23 protein-coding genes are annotated in these 19,484 nt (G+C 62.4%); all 23 read left to right on the forward strand.

All coding sequences use genetic code 11. The features are described 5' to 3' along the window. Window positions 1-3 precede the first annotated feature (3 nt). The 23 genes from ABWI03_RS24895 to ABWI03_RS25005 all read left to right on the forward strand — a co-directional run bounded on the left by ABWI03_RS24895 (window position 4) and on the right by ABWI03_RS25005 (window position 18,958). Entirely contained in the window at window positions 4-426 is a 423-nt protein-coding gene (locus ABWI03_RS24895; protein ID WP_287483953.1) for a head-tail connector protein, read from the forward strand. After that, the gene (locus ABWI03_RS24900) at window positions 426-749 is read left to right on the forward strand and encodes a hypothetical protein (RefSeq protein ID WP_116103031.1); all 324 of its coding nucleotides are present in this window, start codon (window positions 426-428) and stop codon (window positions 747-749) included. The genes ABWI03_RS24895 and ABWI03_RS24900 overlap by 1 nt, the downstream gene beginning before the upstream one ends. Next, window positions 749-1,063 (forward strand): HK97-gp10 family putative phage morphogenesis protein, encoded by a 315-nt coding sequence (locus ABWI03_RS24905; protein ID WP_234551531.1) that lies wholly within the window; start codon window positions 749-751, stop codon window positions 1,061-1,063. Before ABWI03_RS24900 ends, ABWI03_RS24905 begins: the two co-directional genes overlap by 1 nt. Then, on the forward strand, window positions 1,060-1,455 hold the full coding sequence (locus ABWI03_RS24910; protein ID WP_353798931.1) for a phage tail termination protein: 396 nt from the start codon (window positions 1,060-1,062) through the stop codon (window positions 1,453-1,455). The genes ABWI03_RS24905 and ABWI03_RS24910 overlap by 4 nt, the downstream gene beginning before the upstream one ends. 75 nt (window positions 1,456-1,530) lie before the next feature. After that, window positions 1,531-2,178, forward strand: coding sequence for a phage tail tube protein (locus tag ABWI03_RS24915; RefSeq protein WP_021343756.1), 648 nt, complete (start codon window positions 1,531-1,533; stop codon window positions 2,176-2,178). An 80-nt stretch (window positions 2,179-2,258) separates the two neighbouring features. After that, entirely contained in the window at window positions 2,259-2,510 is a 252-nt protein-coding gene (locus tag ABWI03_RS24920) for a hypothetical protein (protein ID WP_351646468.1), read from the forward strand. Between the two features lie 24 nt (window positions 2,511-2,534). Then, window positions 2,535-2,978, forward strand: a complete 444-nt coding sequence (locus tag ABWI03_RS24925) for a hypothetical protein (protein WP_353798932.1) — start codon at window positions 2,535-2,537, stop codon at window positions 2,976-2,978. Between the two features lie 173 nt (window positions 2,979-3,151). Beyond that, on the forward strand, window positions 3,152-3,427 hold the full coding sequence (locus ABWI03_RS24930; protein ID WP_147307775.1) for a hypothetical protein: 276 nt from the start codon (window positions 3,152-3,154) through the stop codon (window positions 3,425-3,427). 15 nt (window positions 3,428-3,442) lie between these two features. Continuing rightward, window positions 3,443-8,260: a transglycosylase SLT domain-containing protein gene (locus tag ABWI03_RS24935; RefSeq protein ID WP_353798933.1), complete on the forward strand. Its 4,818-nt coding sequence runs from the start codon at window positions 3,443-3,445 to the stop codon at window positions 8,258-8,260. After that, window positions 8,261-9,181: a phage tail protein gene (locus ABWI03_RS24940; RefSeq protein WP_353798934.1), complete on the forward strand. Its 921-nt coding sequence runs from the start codon at window positions 8,261-8,263 to the stop codon at window positions 9,179-9,181. A 16-nt stretch (window positions 9,182-9,197) separates the two neighbouring features. Continuing rightward, window positions 9,198-10,331 carry a Gp37-like protein gene (locus ABWI03_RS24945; protein ID WP_353798935.1) on the forward strand — a complete coding sequence of 378 codons (1,134 nt, stop codon included), beginning with the start codon at window positions 9,198-9,200 and terminating at the stop codon, window positions 10,329-10,331. A 49-nt stretch (window positions 10,332-10,380) separates the two neighbouring features. Next, window positions 10,381-10,935 (forward strand): Gp37-like protein, encoded by a 555-nt coding sequence (locus tag ABWI03_RS24950; RefSeq protein ID WP_128636527.1) that lies wholly within the window; start codon window positions 10,381-10,383, stop codon window positions 10,933-10,935. Window positions 10,936-10,950: 15 nt separating this feature from the next. Further along, window positions 10,951-11,583 carry a translation initiation factor IF-2 N-terminal domain-containing protein gene (locus ABWI03_RS24955; RefSeq protein WP_234551538.1) on the forward strand — a complete coding sequence of 211 codons (633 nt, stop codon included), beginning with the start codon at window positions 10,951-10,953 and terminating at the stop codon, window positions 11,581-11,583. Window positions 11,584-11,592: 9 nt separating this feature from the next. Further along, window positions 11,593-12,660 (forward strand): N-acetylmuramoyl-L-alanine amidase, encoded by a 1,068-nt coding sequence (locus ABWI03_RS24960; RefSeq protein WP_353798936.1) that lies wholly within the window; start codon window positions 11,593-11,595, stop codon window positions 12,658-12,660. Then, a complete protein-coding gene (locus tag ABWI03_RS24965; RefSeq protein WP_353798937.1) occupies window positions 12,660-12,926 on the forward strand; it encodes a hypothetical protein in 267 nt (88 codons plus the stop codon). Before ABWI03_RS24960 ends, ABWI03_RS24965 begins: the two co-directional genes overlap by 1 nt. 5 nt (window positions 12,927-12,931) lie before the next feature. Then, window positions 12,932-13,318 (forward strand): hypothetical protein, encoded by a 387-nt coding sequence (locus ABWI03_RS24970; protein WP_147307776.1) that lies wholly within the window; start codon window positions 12,932-12,934, stop codon window positions 13,316-13,318. Further along, the gene (locus ABWI03_RS24975) at window positions 13,315-13,626 is read left to right on the forward strand and encodes a hypothetical protein (RefSeq protein ID WP_116103046.1); all 312 of its coding nucleotides are present in this window, start codon (window positions 13,315-13,317) and stop codon (window positions 13,624-13,626) included. The genes ABWI03_RS24970 and ABWI03_RS24975 overlap by 4 nt, the downstream gene beginning before the upstream one ends. Continuing rightward, window positions 13,613-14,665, forward strand: a complete 1,053-nt coding sequence (locus tag ABWI03_RS24980; protein ID WP_353798938.1) for a glycine-rich domain-containing protein — start codon at window positions 13,613-13,615, stop codon at window positions 14,663-14,665. Before ABWI03_RS24975 ends, ABWI03_RS24980 begins: the two co-directional genes overlap by 14 nt. Then, window positions 14,662-15,432: a glycine-rich domain-containing protein gene (locus ABWI03_RS24985; protein WP_353798939.1), complete on the forward strand. Its 771-nt coding sequence runs from the start codon at window positions 14,662-14,664 to the stop codon at window positions 15,430-15,432. Before ABWI03_RS24980 ends, ABWI03_RS24985 begins: the two co-directional genes overlap by 4 nt. Continuing rightward, window positions 15,429-15,968 carry a translation initiation factor IF-2 N-terminal domain-containing protein gene (locus tag ABWI03_RS24990; protein WP_353798940.1) on the forward strand — a complete coding sequence of 180 codons (540 nt, stop codon included), beginning with the start codon at window positions 15,429-15,431 and terminating at the stop codon, window positions 15,966-15,968. The genes ABWI03_RS24985 and ABWI03_RS24990 overlap by 4 nt, the downstream gene beginning before the upstream one ends. After that, window positions 15,968-16,294 (forward strand): LtfC-like domain-containing protein, encoded by a 327-nt coding sequence (locus ABWI03_RS24995; RefSeq protein WP_351648283.1) that lies wholly within the window; start codon window positions 15,968-15,970, stop codon window positions 16,292-16,294. Before ABWI03_RS24990 ends, ABWI03_RS24995 begins: the two co-directional genes overlap by 1 nt. Beyond that, window positions 16,291-17,883, forward strand: a complete 1,593-nt coding sequence (locus tag ABWI03_RS25000; RefSeq protein WP_353798941.1) for a hypothetical protein — start codon at window positions 16,291-16,293, stop codon at window positions 17,881-17,883. The genes ABWI03_RS24995 and ABWI03_RS25000 overlap by 4 nt, the downstream gene beginning before the upstream one ends. Window position 17,884: 1 nt before the next feature. Continuing rightward, a complete protein-coding gene (locus tag ABWI03_RS25005; protein ID WP_353798942.1) occupies window positions 17,885-18,958 on the forward strand; it encodes a hypothetical protein in 1,074 nt (357 codons plus the stop codon). The last annotated feature ends 526 nt before the right edge of the window (window positions 18,959-19,484 follow it).

A 19,484-nucleotide genomic window follows, 5' to 3' on the forward strand; every position in this document is an offset into this window, starting at 1 on the left:
CCGATGGGCATTCTGGTTCATGCAACGCCTGACGATCTCGTCGACGGGGACTGGTTCGAGTCAGTCCCCGTCGGGGCGGCGTCGCTACTGCGGTCTGCGAGCATTCTGGTCAGCAAAGCGACCAGGCATGACCGATACGACACAACACCGGCAGGAGCGCCGTCCGACCCGACGGTTGCCGAAGCGTTTCGCGATGCGACGTGCCAGCAGGTCACCGAGTGGAGCGCGGCGAAGGTGGATCCGAACAAAGGTGCCTTCGGGCAAGACCTTCAGATCGGATCGCAGTCGGTGCCAGGCGGTTCGGTGACCTATGCCGGGCAGGCGACGGTCGAACAGCGCGCGAAAGCGGCAACTCAGCTTTCGGAACTCGCGTTCGACGTGCTGACGAATGCCGGGCTCGGCACACGCGCGCCGAGGTACCTGTAATGGAGTTCCCAGCAGGATCGATGCTCACCGTTCTCCGTGCACCTGATGTCGACGTGCACGGAGATGGTGACTACGAGGAAGTCGGGTCGATCGGCCCGTGCGACAGCCCCCGCATGGCAGGCGGTCACCAGGGGAACCGACAGGATCGCGACACCAACACGATTCCGGTGTCCGCTCCGGTCGGATCAGACGTTCGTAAGAGCGACCGAATCAAACTCCCGGACGGGACGATCGCGTCGATCACATCGGACGTCGAACCCCAGACCAACCCGTTCACAGGATGGACACCGTTCATCCGGTTCACTCTCACGGAGGTGACGTGATGGGTTCCCTGAGAACGAGTTCCGCTGGAAACAACCTGGATGTGTACCTGAGTGAATCCGATGACCTCGCGAAGGTCCTTCACACCAAGTGTGAGATCGGTGCGGCGTTCTGGACGGCGAACTCTCGCAAGCGAACCGGCTACAACTCACAATCCGTGACCACACTGCTGACTCGCGGAGGCCTCAACGGCACGAAACAGGTCGGCGTGATCTACGCGTTCGGCCACTACGCGCGGTTCCGTGAACACGGCACCCGATACAACAGGCCAGAACGGGTTCTTGCGCAAGCCATTTCAGTGATCGAGTCCACATGATGGGGCCATTTCCCGACGCTGAACAGGTGCTCGTCGACCTGCTCGCACCATTCGGACACGCATGCACCTATCTACCAGTCGACCAAAAAGGCGACTTCGACGTCACGAAGATGCCGGTCATCTGGATCACCCGGAACGGCGGCAGCCGCGACGAGATCACCGACCGCCCGATCCTGCAGGTCGCCGTCTTCGCCCGGAAACGATCAACATCGACCGGCATCGCCGAACAGTGCCGCGAAGCGGTCCTGAACTCGGTCAACCGCAAGATCGCGGGCGCACTCGTCGACGCCGCTCGCGAGGTCACCGGTGTAACGCAACTCCCGGACATCGACCCCCTGAACCGGATGGTCCAAGCCACGTACCAGCTCAGCTTCCGCCGTACGCGGCTCTGACCACGACTCGCCGCCGCTTCCGCTCCCGGTGGGGCAGCGGTCGCTCACTCGTAACCCCACGTAAGGAGACCTCCCATGGCATTTGACGATGCCCTGCTCGACCTCAAGGCAGAACTGGTCCGCAAGCCCAACAAGGGCGCGGTTCTCATCGCGCCAATGACTGCGGCGATCCCGGTCAAGTTCACGACCGGTGCAACCGCCGACCTCGTGGACTTCACCGGCTTCTCGTCCGTCGGCCACATCGCCAAGGACGCGCCACCGAGCTTCACCCCGGACGTCCAGACCACGACCATCGAAGCGTGGGGCGTGCTCGAAGAAGTCCGCGAGGACGTCATCAAGCGCACACTCGCCGTCGGATACACCCCGATCGAGACCAGCCGCAGGGTCCTCGAGATGTACCACAACGTCGACCTGTCTCAGGTGGCGCCCGACCCGACAACCGGTGAAGTTCAGTTCTCCGAACCCACCTCCCCTGCAACGCGGTACTACCGGACGATCTTCCTCGGCATCGACGGCGCGGAAGGCGAAGAAATCTACTTCGGCCGCATCCTGCCCCGCGCAACGGTTTCCGAAGTCGCAGCGCAGGACTGGGGAACGGACAAGGCGCTGTCCTACCCGATGACCCTCAAGGCGAAGGTCGACTCGACCCTCGGGTACTCCTCGCGACTGTTCTTCGGTGGTCCGGGCTGGAAGGCCCTCGCCGGCAAGCACGGCTTCGCCTGATCGATCCAACACGCCCGCCGCACCAGCTCTCTGGTGTGGCGGGCGTTTCGTCCACAACCTGAACACCTTTGGGAGAGAACATGTCCGACAACCCGTACGGCCTTCCCCGCGTCTTGGAAAAGGGCGAGGAGAAGGTCACCGTTCACAGCGCAACCGCCTACCACAACCTGCTGGGCCGCGGTTTCCGTGCCGCAGCACCAGATCCCGACCTGGCCGACGACAGCACCGCAACCAACGACGCGTCGACACCCGCTGAGACCGGCGAGGCCATCTCATCCGAGGACGCCCAGCCGTCCAAGCCCGCCAAGCCGCGCTCCCGCTCGGCCTCCTGACCCTCGAACGAAAAGAGACACCCCATGGCTACCCCCCGCAAGGCCACCGCCCCCAAGCCCCGCCGCATCGCGCCCGTGCAGGAACCGGAGAAGAAGGCCGTCGGCCGCTTCACCGCCCTCGCCAACGAAGCCACCAAGGACTTCGTGCCCCTCGACCCGTACGTCATCGGTGAAGAAGACGGCATCGTGCCCGACATCGTAATCACCGAGCCGGTCGAGACCGAACGGATCGTCGCGATGACCATGCTCCTCGAGCACGGGATCAAGAATCTGTCTCCCCAAGACTTTCAGCCGCTGCTGATGGCGGTATGCGGTGAAGCGTACGAGCGAGTGTGGTCGGAACTGTTGCGAGGCAAACACTTCAAGGTCACCGCTGCGTTCCTCCAGGATGTGCAGACGCACTTCTACGGGCAACGGCCGCAGGGGAGCAACGGGGCGAGTGATGTCCCGGGGGGATCGCAGGGCTGATCCAGCTCATCGACGCCTACGGGGAAGAGATCGAGTTCGACCTTCAACGCGAGTTCGGACTCGATCTCCTCGACTTCTTTCGTCACAAACACCCGTGGCCGAAGCTGTATCGGCTCCTCTACCGACTTCCAGAGCACACCCACTACAAAGCCGCTCGCGCAATGGATTTCGAGTTGGCTGAATACCTCCTCGACCAAGACTCCAGCGCTGGGGGCGACGCGCCCGCACCGCTGATGACACCTCTGGGAATGTCCCGCGAGGTCTACCTGCAAATGGCGACGGTCGAAGCCATCCAAGGACTCGACTACACCCTTCGGCGGGTCCATGGAAACAAGGGATCGCCGCCCCTGCCTCTCGAACGGCCACGTACCGCCCTCGAACTCCTCGAACGCGAACGCGACACGAAATCCGTCGATCGCGTTCTCGCGAAATTGGGGCTCAACAACTAAATAGCGAGGTGACCTGTGGCCGACAGTTACAACGCGGGATCCGCACGGCTGATTGTCGAACCAGAGCTATCGGCGAACTTCCACGAGCGACTGCGATTCCTCGTCAATTCGCGCCGCGTCGACGCAACTGTTCAGGTCGAGCCCAACCTTGCCGGATTCCACCAGCGGGTGCGGAACGGCACCCGGAACATGCCGGCAGTCGAGGTCGACATCACCCCGAATCTCACGGGGCTGCGTAATCGCGTACGTACCCAGTTGCAGGGGATGGAAGCCGACGTCACCGTTCGCGCCGATCTGGACCTGACCAGGGCACATGCGCAAATGCAGGCGTTCCGGGCATCGATCAGAGACGTCCACATGAACCTGGACATCGACACAGGTGCGGCGATGACTCAGGTCGCAGCTCTGACCGCACAGGTACTGGCGCTTGAGGCGCTGATTCGTGGCATGCCGCCGATCCCTGCCGGTGGTGGAGGTGGCGGCGCCGGCGGCGGTGCCGGAGCAGCTCTCAGTGGCATTGCTTCCGGTGCAGGTCTGGCGAAGATCGCTTTGGTCGCGTTGGGTGCAGTGTCGTTGGTACCGCTCATCGGCCAACTCGTCCAGGCAGCAGGGGTCGTTGCACTACTCCCCGCGATGGGTGCTGCAGCCGCCGCGACCTTCGCAACGATCGCAGTCGGAGCCACCGGCATCAAGGACGCCTTCGAGGCAGGCAAGGAAGCGGCCAAGAACTCCGCGAAGGAGTCGGCAGCCGCAGCGAAGCAGACCGAGGCCGCTCAGCGCTCTCTTGCCGACGCGATCGACGCGGTGGAGCAGGCAGAGAAGGGCCACACACGAGCACTGCGTGAGGTCGAGTCTGCGGAGAAGAACAACCGCCGCGCGGTGGCGGATGCGGAACTCGCACAGAAGTCGCTCACGCAGGCGCGCAAGGCCGCAACCGAGCAGATCGAGGACATGAACCTCGCCCTCAAGCGCAGTTCCCTCGACGAAGAGGACGCGCTACTCGGGGTTCAGGAGTCCTGGGAACGACTGGTCGAAGCCCGAAGCTCCGGCGACACGACCCCGACCCAGCTACGCAGGGCCGATCTCGCCTACCGCCAGCAGATCCAGCGTCTGACGGAAGTTCGCGAGGCGAACCAGGATCTCCGGGCCGAGGTCGCTGACGTCAACGCCAAGGGCGTCGAAGGTGCGGACCAGGTCGTCGCTGCTCAACAGGCAGTGGTGGACGCCGATGACCGTGTCGTCGACTCGAAGCAAGCGATTGTCGATGCGCAGGATCGAGTCGCTGAGTCGCAGAGGGGGATTGAGCGGGCACTCGACAACGTGGCGGTCGCTCAGCAGAACCTGAACGACACCATGGCAGCAGGATCGCCGTCCCTCGAGAAGTACAACGAGGCGCTCGCGAACCTCTCGCCGAATGCACGGCAGTTCGTCGAGATGACACGCGGAATGTCCGACGCCTGGAAGGAACTCCGGTTCTCGGTACAGGACGCGCTGTTCGACGGGATGGGGCAGAAGTTCTCGGAGCTCGGCGGCACCTACATGCCGATTCTGACGGACGGTCTGACGGCGCTGGCGGACGTGTTGAACACCAAACTGAAATCGGCCATGGATTGGCTGATGACAGATGGTGTCAAGGACGACATCTCGCAAATTCTCACCAACACGGCAGAAGCGTTGGGGCCGTTGCTGGATGGTCTCGGCAATCTCGGTTCAGCGCTGCTGGACCTCTCTGCCGTCGGATCGGATTTCCTCCCGTCCATCACCGGTGCTTTCGAGGAGGGGACCGGCAATTTCGCCGAAATGATTCACTCGATGCGCACCACCATCGACGAAAACGGTAAGTCGCAACTGCACAATTTCATGCAGGAAGCGATCGACACGTTCGCCCAAATCTGGCGCATCATCAAGGGAATCGGCGAACTCGCGGGCAACATGTTCGCTGGTTCGGATGAGGTGGGGGAGTCCTGGCTCGACTCGATCGAGTCCACCCTCGACCGCTGGAACGAATTCCTCGGAACGCCCGAAGGTCGCGAAGAAATCAAGAAGTTCTTCGAGGACGTCAAGTCGATCGTCGAATCGATCATGGGCATAATCTCCACGGCCGCAGGGCTGTTGGGGACGTTCCGGCCCGCCCGGAGCAGCGACGACGGTGAACAAGGCGACGCACCCGGCAAGGTTCCCGAACAGCTCGAACCTGGTCAGGCGCAACGCGCAGGCGCACTGCGGCAAGTGTGGGACGGAGCCGACAACGACGGTGGCTGGTGGGGCAAAACCTCGCGAGGCGTCAACTCGTTCTTCGGCTACAACAACGAAAAAGACGAATACGACGGTGGCCTGTGGAACAAGGACCACGGCGGCTGGGGCGGGGCGATCAACCGCGGACTCAGCGGCGTCGGCGACTTCGTCAGCGGCGGCGCGTGGGACTGGATCGGCGCGGAAGAAGGGCAGTCTCCCGCCGCAGCGTTGTGGGAGAAGTCGATCAATGCGGCCAAGGACGCCTGGGACGGATTCACCGGCTCTGTCGGCGACAAGGTCGAGGACACCAAGAAGTGGTTCGGTGACGTCAGCTCCCGGATCGGTGAAATCGGATCATCGGCGATCACCGGTCTACGAGACGGGGCGAAGGCCAAGTGGGACGAACTGTGCTCACGGGTCTCCGACGGTTGGAATAACACCATCCGGCCGGCGTGGGACACCCTACGCAACGAAGGCCTCGGTGGACTCGCCAACGATTTCCTCTCGAAGATCACCAACGGAGCCGTCACGGACTGGAAGAACCTTCCATCCGCCATCGGTTCCGGTATCGCGGACATCGTCGAAAAGCACTTCCCAGGATTCCGGGGCGCGCTCGACGAACTGCGAAACTTCTTCGGCGGCATCGTCTCTGCGATCGGCGACATCTGGGACGGATTGAGGGAGCGTCTGGCAGGGCCGATCAACTTTGTCATCGACACCGTGCTCAACAACGGGCTCGGCAAAGCGTGGAACGCAGTCGCGGGACTGCTCGATCTGGAACCGTGGCCGACGATCGATCCGATCGGTGAAGTCGGCGGCAAGTCCGGCGGAAACATCGCAGACCAGATGATTCATCGTCGCGACGGTGGCGCGGTGTTCGGTGCAGGTGGCCCGCGTGACGACAAGATTCCCGCCTGGCTCTCGAACGGCGAGCACGTCTGGACAGCAGCAGAAGTCATGGCTGCAGGCGGTCACGGCGAGGTCGAGCGGATGCGCCGCGAGACCTTGGCCAGCAACTACCGAGACGGGGGTCGGGTCCAGAACAAGGGACCGGCGCAGTTCGCGCTCGGTGGTGGTGTGATCTTCGGTTCCGACACCGACACTTGGATGGCGCAGGTCATCCAGGACGCGTTCCCGGAAGTGACGATCACGTCCGCTCTTCGCCCCGGCCATTCCGGCTATCACGGCAAGGGCGGCGCCGTCGACATCGACGGTCCGAACAAGCAGGCCTACGCGGACTGGATTTTCCAGGCGTATCCGCAATCAGCGCAGCTGATTTGGGGTCCTGGACCGTTGCTCTACAACGTCGGCGGAAACATGATCACCGACCAGGGCCAGCTCTCGAATCAGGTGTACGCCGGTGACTTGCCTGGTCACTGGGATCACGTGCACTGGGCGAACGATTTCCCGCAGGCCGAAATGAGCGACGAGGAAAAGAAGTCGCTGTTCGAACGGTTCACGGGAGCGATCAGCGGGGCGTTCAACATGGTCCGCAATCAGACCGCGAACCTGTTCGAGCTTCCGGTCAAGGGGCTGCGGAAGATGATTCCGGAGTTCTCGGAATTGGGCATGTTCGGGCAGATTCCGCTCGCCGTCTACGACAAGTTGACGGACGCGGCTTTGACGATCGTCCGTGGCAAGTCAGCCACTTCCGGTGGTGGAGATGTCCCGTACGACAAGAACTCTGGTGCGGAACAGTGGCGACCCCTCGTGGAGAAGCTGTTCGACGAAAAGGGTATCGACCGGTCATTGGTCGACAAGTACCTGTATCAGATCCAACGGGAATCCGGTGGTAACCCGAACGCGATCAACGACTGGGACGTCAACGCGCAGAACGGTGTCCCATCGAAAGGTCTCGCTCAGGTCATCGACCCGACGTTCCAGTCGTACAAGGACCCAGGGTTCGACGACATCTGGGATCCGGAATCGAATCTCCGTGCGTCGCTGAACTACCTGCTTCGTGACCCGAAGTTCGGTGGGCAAGGTGTCGCAGCGTTGACCGGTGCCGGCTACGACCAGGGCGGGGTCTTCAAGGACAAGACCTTCGGTTTCAACCTCTCCGGAAAGCCCGAAGTCGTGTTCACGGACGATCAGTGGCGGTTGCTGCAGCAGTACATCCCGGCCGTGACAGGTCAACCGCTGACCACACCCGAATCGCCGTCGGTAGCACCTGCTCTCGCAGGTGATCCGGCAGCACCAGTTCCGGGTGCGGCGGCGTTCGATCCGCAGGCGTACATGAACACACGCCTGGATAAATACGGCAAGGACGTCGGCAAGATCGGTCAGGACGCTCTGCTCGAAATCTTCGGGCTCAAGGGCACTCCCATCGATCCGAACAGCTACTACCGACAGGCCTTTGAGCAGGCGTCGAAGGCCACAGTGCCGTCGGCGGGTGCTGCTCCCGGTCTCACCGCCGGGTCGCAGTACAACGTCGGCACCACCAATCGACCGGACCAGATTTACGCCGGCGACGGCGCTGCCCCGGTCGACCAGTCCACAACCATCAACATTCAGGTCCAGTCTGTCGAAGAGGCATTCGCGAAAGCGAAAACCTATGCGGCGCAGCTGGCCCTGCAGCACGGGGCGAGGTGGAGTTAGTTGTTCGATTCGACAGCGAAGGTGGAAATCTTCGGTTGCGACGGGTCGTACTTCTGCCTCGCGGGTGAGGGTCAGGGCGCCGAAGGGGTGTACCTGTCCACCAACCCGCGAGGCATTTACGACGCACCGGTGTCGACGATCTGGAAGTCTTCGGCCTTCCAGATCGGCGGCAGCTACCGAGGTAAACGCATTAACCAACGCGAAGTCGTGTTCGGCGTCGAAATTCTCGGAGACTCGTCCGAGGAATGGGAGGAGAACGACTCCCGATGGCGCAAGGCTTGGGACTACGAAATCGATCCGTGGGACCCCAACGGATCTCAGACTCGGATGCGGATCACCACCGAACGGTCCGGCTCACGGGATCTGCTGCTCCAGCTGTCCGAGAACCCGGACTTCGCGTCAGACAAAGATCCGCGCCTGACCGGTCACGGCACCGTACCGATGACCGCGATCGCCGGGCAACCGATGTGGTTCCAGGACGACGAGCTCGACGGGTGGAAGCTGGAGGGCGGCACGTCGGGGTCCGGGACTGTCACTATCTCGAACCCGACCGACCAGCCGATGCTCATCAAATGGATCGTGACGGCGCCGGGGACGTGGACACTTCCTGATTTCTCCTGGGTCGGCCGCAAATACGAACGCGTGCCGGGTGGGAAGTATCCGACTCGGACAGTCAAACTTCCCGCCCTGTCGGCGTCGGAAGGTGGCGCGACGGTCGATCTCGACCCGATGAAGTTGATGGTCCGAGACGTCAACAACACGAACCTGCTCGGCCGGATGGGCGGCAGGTTCTTTCTGCACAAGATCCCGCCCTACACACCCGAGACGCTGCTTCCGGTCTCAGTGACCGGCGCGACACCCGGGGCGGGAGTGGTCCTTCGTCAACCCCGCCACTGGTCTCGACCATGGGGCCTCGAATGAGCCAGGAGGTGCGCCGATGACAGCTCCCCTGATCGACGAGGACCTTCTCGCACAGTGCAACGCGATCTGGGCCGCGACAACGGAACAGGAACGGGAAGAGACGCAATGTCGCCTCGAACCGCCACTGCTGCGGCTCTGGGACGGCGACTACAAACTCCAGCACGTCGTCGCATGCGAGTACTCGGCGAACTTCGAGTGGATCAACAACGACTCGGGAACCGGATCCACCGAGATCCCGTTCGACTCCGAAGCAGCAATGTGGATCTGGGACGTCAAAGCGCGGATGGCGCGCGGCGAGAAGCGAAACATCCACATCACCGTCGACAAGGACGGTGCGCGCTGGTCCGGCCGCATGCAGGACTTCTCGGTCCAGAAACGCGAGGACGGTACCGTCGTCCTTGTCGTGCGGTGGATGCACGACTACGAGAACCTCAAGTGGTATCAGGTTTGGTCGAATCCGAATCTGCCTGCCGCACTGCAGTTTCCGCGTGTATTTATGCTTGCCGGGCCTGCGATTTGGGCGCTGAAGCTCAGTCTGTTCCTTCAGATCAAGCGTGAAAATCGTTCAGCGTGGGCACTTTCCGACGATCCCTTGAATATCGCCTCGTGGGGTTCCGGGCTCGACATGTCCAACTGGAATGTCGTCGTCAAACCCACCAGCTTCATGGACGACCTCAACGCAGGCACCTTGTGGGCGATCGTCTCGTCGCGGTGGAAGACCTGGCACGACATGGCGAAGCGCCCCCTCGAGGACGCCGAACTGACCGTCGTCGTGCGTCGATACCTCGAAGGCGACCCGCTGCCTTGGCCAGGAGCGAACCTCCGCCATGGTGCACTCGTCATCGACATCGTCGACAAGTCCGGTTACTACACCGGAACGTCCAACGGCGGCAACCTCTACTCCGGTCTCACGCGCGCAGTCGCGAAGTTCGCCGACGACTTCATCGACTCGACACTCGACCTGATCGTCGATGCCGACGTGCCCGGCGACTACTTCATGCCCGGCTACAAGTCGACACACGTGTCGATGCCCTACGTGATTTACCGCGAGGGCGAAGAGACCGGCATACGCTCGTCGACTTTCACGTACTCACCTTCTACAGCGGTTCAGGTAAACGCGGGCGGACACTCGATGCCGGGGGTCGTCTAGCCCCACTCGTTGATTCGGGTGGGGCTAGACGATCTCAATCGTCAACGAATTGCTTTCCGCGACTATCCAGATGCTCGGGGATCTCACAGCGATGATCCCCGGCGTGCCGCCTCTCGGCGGTGCTGCTGACGCGGTGCTCAAACCGCTCTACACGGACACCATCTTGGCGTGGATGTCCGTCGATTCACCTCAGCGCAAAAACAATTCGGGGTGGTCACGGTACTTCGAGTACTTCCAGGACGGCGCTGACAAGGCGTACACACTCAGCTCGCTCCTGGTGCTCCGTGCCGGCTTCTACGCGACCAAGACGTGGTTCACGCACGAACTGGCCATCTCTGATGCGGCTCCGTTCCTCGTCGGGGACAACGGACTCGGTCACTTCTTCCTCGGTGATCGAATCGGGGCAACGATCCCTGGTGACTTCACCGGGGAGGTGTACGTCGATCGGGTGTGCAGGCTCTCGCTGGCCTGGGACCGCGACGCGAATCCCGAATGGATGCCGGTCATCGGCGACAACCGTGCGCTGCAGGACCCAGGGCAGCGCGCCATGGAACTGATCGAAGACATCAAGGCGGCAATACACGACCTCGGCGTCAATTTCTGAACCAAGGAGACTCACATGTCAGTCGACGAGTTCCCGTTGCGGGACAACTCAAATCTGGACGATCCGGAAGAGATGTTCTTGCATCTCCTCGTCGGACTGCCCGGGATGAAGGGTGCGCCACTCCCATTCCCGGTGTCGTATCTGCGTCAGGTGTCGCGCCGCCTTTACGACGGCGGCGCGCGCCTGGTCGCAGACCCCACCATCGAGTACCACCCGCCACGAACCGGCGACGTCAACTCGATGTTCTCGGCAGGCACGTGGAAGCCGGTCGGCACCGCGAAAGAACCACCGATCGACGTCGACATCTCCAGACTTCCCGACTCCATCCGAAAAGAGCTCGTTCGGCAGCTCATCGCGTCCGGTGAGATCCCCGGGATCGACCCCACTGTCGGACAGGACATCCCCGACATCCTTCGCGGTCCGAACGCGCCGGAGAAACCGAAGGCGGAATCGAAGTCCGACCCGAAGTCTGTGCCCGCCGAGGACCTCCGTATCCGCGTCCGTGAAGTCGCGAAGCAGTGCGGGGTGTCGAACAAGACCGCGCTCAAAGCCCTCAAGGAAATCGGGAGCGACGTCAAATCCGTCAACGCGGCGATCGATCGCAGTACCGCATTCAAGTTGTACGGCCTTCTGGCCCAACCACGTTAGGAGACAGCCATGGAATGGACGGGCGATCCCGTATTTCTCGAACAGGTCATTCGGGATGCGGGAGTGAGTGTCAGCCTCTATCCCGGCGCCCTTGATCGAGGGCAGGGCGATTTCTACAAAATCTGGGGGATCGTCGACCATCACACCGGCGCACCAGTCGGAAGTAACCCCGGCCCCGGCGCAATCGCGAAACACCCCACCCTCGGCCTCGCATCCCAGATTCATTTGTCCCGCAAGGGCATCGCAACCATCTGCGGTGTCGGCATCGCCTACCACGCAGGAGCGGGTTCCTGGCCCGGCATCACCCAGAACGCAGCAAACCAGGTCACGATCGGCATCGAGGCCGAGAATAGTGGTACCGAAGGCTGGTCATCCGAACAGTATTGGGCGTACGTCCGCATCAATGCGGCGATTCTCCGCAAGCTCGGGCATCCGTCGTCTCGCACGATCGGTCACAAGGAATGGGCGAAGGTCCAAGGCAAGTGGGATCCGGGCGGGATGGACATGGATAAGTTCCGCGCGGACGTCGGCAACGTGATCGCGGAACTGAACGGCGTCAAGCCTGACGTGCCGGTCATCGAAAACCAGATCGACCGTGTCCGGTTCTTTTCCGACTGGCTCGGCAATCGCCTCCACGACGGAGAACGCAAGTGCAAGGACGGAGTCGGCCGATACGCGGACTTCGAGAACGGCTCGATCTACTGGCACCCCGACACCGGTGCGGTACCGGTGCCGAAGCTGGTCTACGAGGTATGGGCAGCGCGAGGTTGGGAGATCGAATTCCTGGGCTACCCACAGCGGTTCCACGTCGTATACGAGAACGAAGGCGACCTGCAGAGCTTCCAGGGTGGCACGATCGCCCGCCGCTACGGCACCCCCGGCTACGTCTGCCACGGCGTCATCGGCCGCCGATGGATCGAAGAAGGCGGCGTCCGCGACGTCAACGGCCAGCCCACACAACTCGGATGGCCGACATCGGACGAATACGACCATGAAGGTGGCCGGCGTCAGGACTTCGAGCACGGCTCCTTGGTCTGGCATCCGTCCGGAGCGATCAAGATCGTGAGGAGCGCCTGATGGGACAGCACTCAGCACCCGAACTGTCTACACAGTCCCGCTACCCCTGGCGTGCGACTCTCCGCACCGTTGTCGCGTTCCTCATCGCGATTCTTCCGTATGTCGCAGCGGCGCTATCGGACGCCTCCGCAGAGGCACAAGGCGGTGCTGCAATCGCAGCCCTCCCGATCATCATGGCCATCACCAGATTTCTCGCGCGACCCGAAATCGATGCACTTCTCAAGCAGTACTTCCCACCGTTGGCGACAACGCCGAAAGAGCGGTGACCGGCATGTCAGGGGCACGAATCGTGTCACTGATCATGGGCCTGGTGGCGATCCTCGTCGGAATCGTCTACTGGGGACCAACAGAGTGGGTTCGTCGCCCTCTACCACCGAACCAGACATCACTGGTCCAGGTGGTGGAGGGCTTCGGCCCGGTCTGGCCGATCATCTTCGTCGTCACAGGTGCAGCGCTTGTCTGCGCCGCGGTTCTCGGACGCTACGCAGTTCACGCCCACGTCATTGGCATCTTCGGCTGGATGTTCTACGGCGTCCTGATCCTCCTCGGCTCTCTGCAATCAGAACCACCAGCACCGATCGTCACCGGGCTCATCGGAATCGGCGTCGCTGCAATCCACTTCGGAATGACTCGAGTGCACCAGGAGGTGGGTGAGTGAGCGCAGAGTCCTTGGGTGTCATCCTCGCGCTGATCGTCGCATTCGGCACCGCAGTCGCGGGCGCCGTGACGGCGTGGAAGCGCGCACCCCAAGACAACATTGCCACCTTGGCGGCTCGCGTCGCCGCACTCGAAAGAAAGGTCGAGGAACGCAATGCCGTCATCGATCACATGGACCGGTGGCAGTTGGCGGCTCGAACGTACATCGCTCAACTCCGAAACGCCCTTGCCGACCGCGGTATCGAATCCCCTCGGCCACCAGCGGATCTGGAAATCGCGCCCAGGGTGATCGACGATGACCAGTCCTGATCGGGCGCAACCCGAAGGTGCGATCGGAATCGGTCAGTTCCGTTCGTGGCAGTTGATGACCGAAGCCGACGCTAAAGCTCAAATGTCGGGCGGAGTGCGAACTTCGTTCAACAACGCGCAGAACAAGTTCAAGACCTCCGGGCGCTCCTTGTCCGAGCAATTGGCGATCGTGAATGACCACACCCAGCAGATCGAAGAACTCAGGGCTGAACTCGGCCAGCTAACCATCTGGGGTAACAGTCGCGTATTCACCTCCAACAACACCTATTACGCGAGTCCAGGCACCATCCGCGCTGAAGTCATCATGCTCGGCGCTGGCGCAGGGGGAGGAGCCGGACGCTGGGACCTCATCCTCGGCGCAGGTGGTGCTTCCGGTGGTGGCGGCGGCGGCGAAAACCACTTCGTCATTCCTGGCAGCGTCCTCTTCGACAGTCAAGGCAACGCCAAGGCAATCCCGATCATCATCGGCGCCGGAGGAACTGGCGCACAAGAGACTCGGGGCGCCGGACAAGGCGGCGGAAACACCCAAATCCTCGACATCGTCGTCGGAGGCGGCAACGGCGGAAGTTACGCCCAGAGCACGATCCCACCTCCTGGTGGTTTCGGGATGATTCCCGGCGGCGACGGTGGCCGGACGTATCGGATTGAATCCACTGGAGAAAGCAGCTCGGTTACTTACCCACAAACTCCGGGCGGCGGCAGTGTCTCGCCATACGACATGCACGGCGGGGGTGGAGGCGGCGGCGCTGGCGGAGACAAAGGGAACAACCAATATTCCGTCGGTACCAATGGCGGCAACGGCGGCGTATCCCCAGGAGGCCGGCAAGGAAGCCCCAACGGCTCCAACCCTTCGGAGCTTCTTGCCACCGGGGGCGGGGGCGGCTGGGGGCAGAACGGCAACTGGGGCGGCACCGCTGGTCACGGAGGCTTCCCCGCCGGCGGCGGTGGCGGCGGTTGCGGCGGCAACGGTGCCGAATCATGGGGCCGCGGCGGCAACGGCGGCAACGGCTGCATCTGGATCATCGAGCACGCCTCATGACCAAGTGCATCGAAACCGTTTACACGACTTCCGGTGTGCACACCTGGCACCCGGACACCTTCGCATTCGACCTCTACATGTTTGCAGCCGGTGGCGGAGGCGGTTCGGGAACATCACACACCTCTGCCAGTAGCCGAATCCCCGGTCCTGGGGGCGGAGGCGGCTCGGTGATCCAACTCCTCTCTCAGCAGCGCAAGAAAGTCGATGACCACGTGGTGGTGACGATCGGGATCGGTGGACAAGGCGCCGCGCAGGCGGCGTCGGCCAACGGTTCGTTCAACCCAGGGGAGGACGGCGGGGTCACTCAGTTCGGCGACATCGCAACCGTGCCAGGTGGCGGCGGCGGAGGTCTTCTCTCAGGGAACCGCGTCGGCGGCTCGGGGTCGATCTCTCCTGGCAGTCGCGGCGGCAACGGTGGCAGTAACGGAGGCCCAGGGGAGTTGTCCGATTCGACACCGGTACGCCAAATCTCGGGCGGTGGTGGTGGCGGCTCGGGGAACCAGGCGGGCGGTGGTTCCGGCTGGAACAACCCCGGTGTTGCGGCCGGTGCAGTTGGTCGCAACGCGAACGTCGTGACGGCGTGGTGGTCCTATCTCGCGTCTGGCACCGGCGGCGGCGGCGGAACGGCGGCGAGCCCGGCCGGAAAGAACGGCGGATACCCGAGTGGCGGGGGTGGCGGTGGATACCAATCCGCGGTCGGAGCCGCAGGCGGTTCCGGCGCAGACGGACGGATCGTCGTCGTCGAATACTTGAAGGAGACAGCGTGAACACAGCGACACCAGTTATTGATTGCGGCGGATTCGCCGGTCCTGCAAGAGCATTCCGTGTGACGCCGCCACTTCGTGATCCCTCGAACGGCCGAACCTTCGACCATGTGATCGTTTGTTTCACCGAGTTCGGTGGCCCACGTATTGAGGTCTTTGGAGGAACCGAGCACGGTACCGCGCTCCTGATGAATCCGCTTCCGGGTTCTTGCATCCTTCAACATGCCGTATCTCTCGACGACGCATGCATGTGGGCTCTGACTACAGCCGGGGGCTACGAGATCGTTCCGCCGGAGATCATCGAGCCTGAACCGGAGCCAGAAACCGTGGCGACACAGGACGTTCCAGAACAGGATTCGCCGCAGTCGACGCCGATTCGGGTCTATGCGCTTGCGCAGGAACTCGGCGTCACGTCGGCCGAGATTCTTCAGCGACTCGCTGATCTGGAGATTCCGATCACGAGCGCATCCGCAAACATCGATCCCGATACAGCTCAGATCATTCGAGACTTCTACGCAATGATTCCGGAGGTGAACTGATGCCGGATATCCGACGGCCAACTCCCACCGGAGCTCTGAACCTGCCGACTGTCGGCGACTTCGTCTACTGGTACCGATTCGACGACGACTCAGAGTTCCCCGCAGGTCTTGAGCTGTATTTCCTGATCGGTGATCCCGGTCCAGCGCAAATCCGATGGGGATTCGAGATCACCGGGCACGTCGCACATTTGAAGATCGAGTCCGAGATTGTGGCGACCGTCAAACCGCGCACAAAGTACTGGCTCATGCTCAAGGACACAACAACCACGCCCACCACCGAGCAGGAACTCCAGACCGGGCAGGTGAAGAAGGTGAATGCGCAGTGATTCTCGTAGGCAGTGACGGTGAACGCATCGATCTTGGAACGGAATCGACTCCCAGCGGGGGAGTCCTCGTTCCGCTTGAGGGTCCTCCGGGCAAGGATTCGACCGTTCCGGGTCCGCCGGGTAGAAACGTCGACGGCATCACCCTCTCCGGGGACAACCTGGTCTTCGACATGTCGCAGGGCGCAGACATCACCGTCGCTGTCCCCGCGATCACCGAAGCGAACGAGGCAGCAGGGCGAGCCGAGGACGCCGCCGACGCGGCAGTCCAGACCGCTGCGGGGATCCAAGATGTTGCGTCCGATGCGGCTCAGGTTGCGGAGGATCGGCTGGCTGTGGAGTCCGCAGCATCCGCAGTCGCGACCGACCGTCAGACCGTATCTGACGCGCGCGGCGTCGTCGTCACGGCGAAGGGCGATGTCGAGCAGATCAAGACCGAACTCGTGCAGGTCAAGGTCAGCATCGAGAACACAGCTGGCCTCGTTGACCAGACACTGGAGCAGTACGGCGCACAGTTCGTAATCGAGAGGGAGCTGTCGCAGCAGGCGGTAACCGATGCGACACTGCAGGCACAGCGCGCAGAAGCCGCGGCCGACGACATAGTCGCGGGCTCGGTTCTTGACAACGCCGTCACAACACCGAAGCTAGCTGACGAAGCAGTGACGAAGGGAAAGACCTCCACCGGTGTGCAGGCTTCCCTCGCAAGAGCGGACACATCAGTGCAGGAGGGCGATTCGCGACTGACCAACGCCCGCACTCCAACCGCCCATAGTCACCCCGAATCCGACGTCACCGGTCTAACCGCGAAACTCGCAACCAAGGCTGACCTCGATAGCAACGGGGTACTGGTTCAGTCGCAGATCCCGGCCGTCGCGATCCGGGACTTCCTCGGCGCTGTGGCATCACAAGCAGCGATGCTCGAGCTCGATGGTCAAAAGGGCGACTGGTGCACGCGCACGGACCGCGGTAGCGACTTCCAAATTATCGGCACGAACCCGACGCAGCTTGCGAGTTGGCGCGAGAACACCTACCCGGCGTCACCAGTTTCTTCGGTCAATGGTCGCCAGGGTGCGGTCACGACCCAGGCCGTGGACATCACCGACTCGACCGCCGTCGGACGCGCAGTGATGAAAGCAGCCGATGCCGGTGCCGGCCGACTTGCACTTGGCGTTGACGCGCCTTCCGACACGCGTAGCCCAACACCTGGATCGGTGACAATCGCGACGATGGCATCGGCTGCGAAGCAAGACACTCTCCGATACGGACTCTGGTCTGACACTCGAAAGGTCGGCATCGGCGATGGATTCGCACCCGACGGATGGGAGTTCACCTACCCGGTTGTGGTGACAGGCTGGAAAGTGCAACTCGGAACCGCTGACGCAGCGGGCGGTACTGCCACCGTCATTCAGATGCAGAAAAACGCGGTCGACGTCGCCGGCGCGAGCGTCAGTGTCGCGGCCGGAGCGCGCACTGGTTCGGTGACAGGAGCGTTCGCGTTCGCGGCGGGGGATGTCCTGACGTTCGGGCAGACCGCTGTCGGAACGACGCCCGGTAAGCGAGCGTCGATAATTCTGTCGATGACGAGGGCCTGATATGTCGATGTATTGGTTCAATGCCGATGCCGGCGGTTCTCGCTTGCAAGTGTCCACTTATGTCGACTCGTACCTTAACGGTGCCTCCGCGACAACGCTGGCAGTCACCGTGCCGGGCTCGTCACAGGCTGCCAATGGCGACCTCATGGTCATGGTCGTGGAGACGAACCTCTACTACTGGAGCGGCGTCCCGGCGGGTTGGGAACTGGTCGCAAGCAATTCGGCATTCACGACCAACCGCGCGAGCATCTATGTCTACCAACGCGTCAAGGATGGCACCGAGGCGGCAACGGTCACCTGGGGTCCAGCTAACTCGGCTTGCGCGATCGCCGCGCGCGTCCTGGTCATCCCTGGCGCCGACAAGATCGTCAACCAGTCGAGCACCTTCTCGACGTCGTCGGTGAGCCTCATCCCGACCCCCACCCTTAGTGTGACGATGCCGGGCTCGCTGTTCTTCCGCATGATGTCGCTGTACCGAACCAGCGGTACGCCGTTGACGCCGTCGCCGACCTACGGCGTCGACATGACCCCCATGCCCGAAGTGCACTCCAACACGAGCTTTTTCACGACCCTGGCCATGGCATACAAGAACGTCCCGATTCCGGAGCTGGAGCCGCTATACAACCACACGATCAATCCGACGTCTCGCTATGCATCGATGTCGCTGGAAGTGGTGCCGAAAATGGGGCGCACGATCGCAGCTCTCCAGCAGGTCACTCTGACAGCCTCGCAGCAGAACGTCCCCACTGTAGATACCGACCTGGTCGGGTGGACCCCCCGGGACGCGAACAGCACGGCGTCGTCGGCCGGTCTCGTCGTCAGGGGAGACGGTCCGGTGAATCTGACCGCCAAGATCGACCGCGAGTACTGGAGCGGTGCCGGTACTGCGATTTTCAAGCTCGACGGGGTGGAGATCACGCGCGTGGACTTCGGTAGCTACTCCGCGACCCTCCCGGCCGGATTGAACTTCTACGTCAAGAACGGCCAGGTGCTGTCCGTGACAACGAATACCGCCAATGCGGGTGGATCGTCGAAGATGCAACCGACGTCGTACTTGCAGATCACACCGATCTAGGAACGCGGGGCCGAGCTGGTCTTCCCTTACCCTCCCGACCCCGCCTGACCGACGCTACCATTCTTCGAACATGTGTGCGAATCTTGCGATATGTCGAAGATTGAGCGAGCGCCGCGGCAGTGTCCCAATGGTCACCTGCTCGCACCGAACCGAACGCTCGTCGGCTGGGAAGTCTGCGGTTGCGTTACTGCCCACAACGGCGGGCATCGGACGCACTACTGTCGAGAGTGTGGGGCAACGATCCGGACGCCACCCTGTAGCGGCTCTGAACCCCAGACCGACCGGTGGGCGAACCGCGCCGCGAAAGCCCCCCAAACCCCCGTTTACCCCCCGAATTGAAGTCTCGTGACGGTCATCTAGTGTCTAGCGAAGAATTAGACACGGCAGGCCGAGTGACGTTTTGACAACGCATCTACCTGCGGCTATGTCAAAACGACTTCTTAACGGACGGTTGCTGGTTCGAGTCCAGCCGGGGGAGCGTTGGAAAGAGTCCCTGATCTGCAGAAATGCGGGTCGGGGATTTTTT

Origin of the sequence: Rhodococcus baikonurensis (assembly GCF_040489275.1) — a bacterium.
In the GTDB taxonomy this organism is placed as follows: Bacteria; Actinomycetota; Actinomycetes; order Mycobacteriales; family Mycobacteriaceae; genus Rhodococcus_F; species Rhodococcus_F baikonurensis.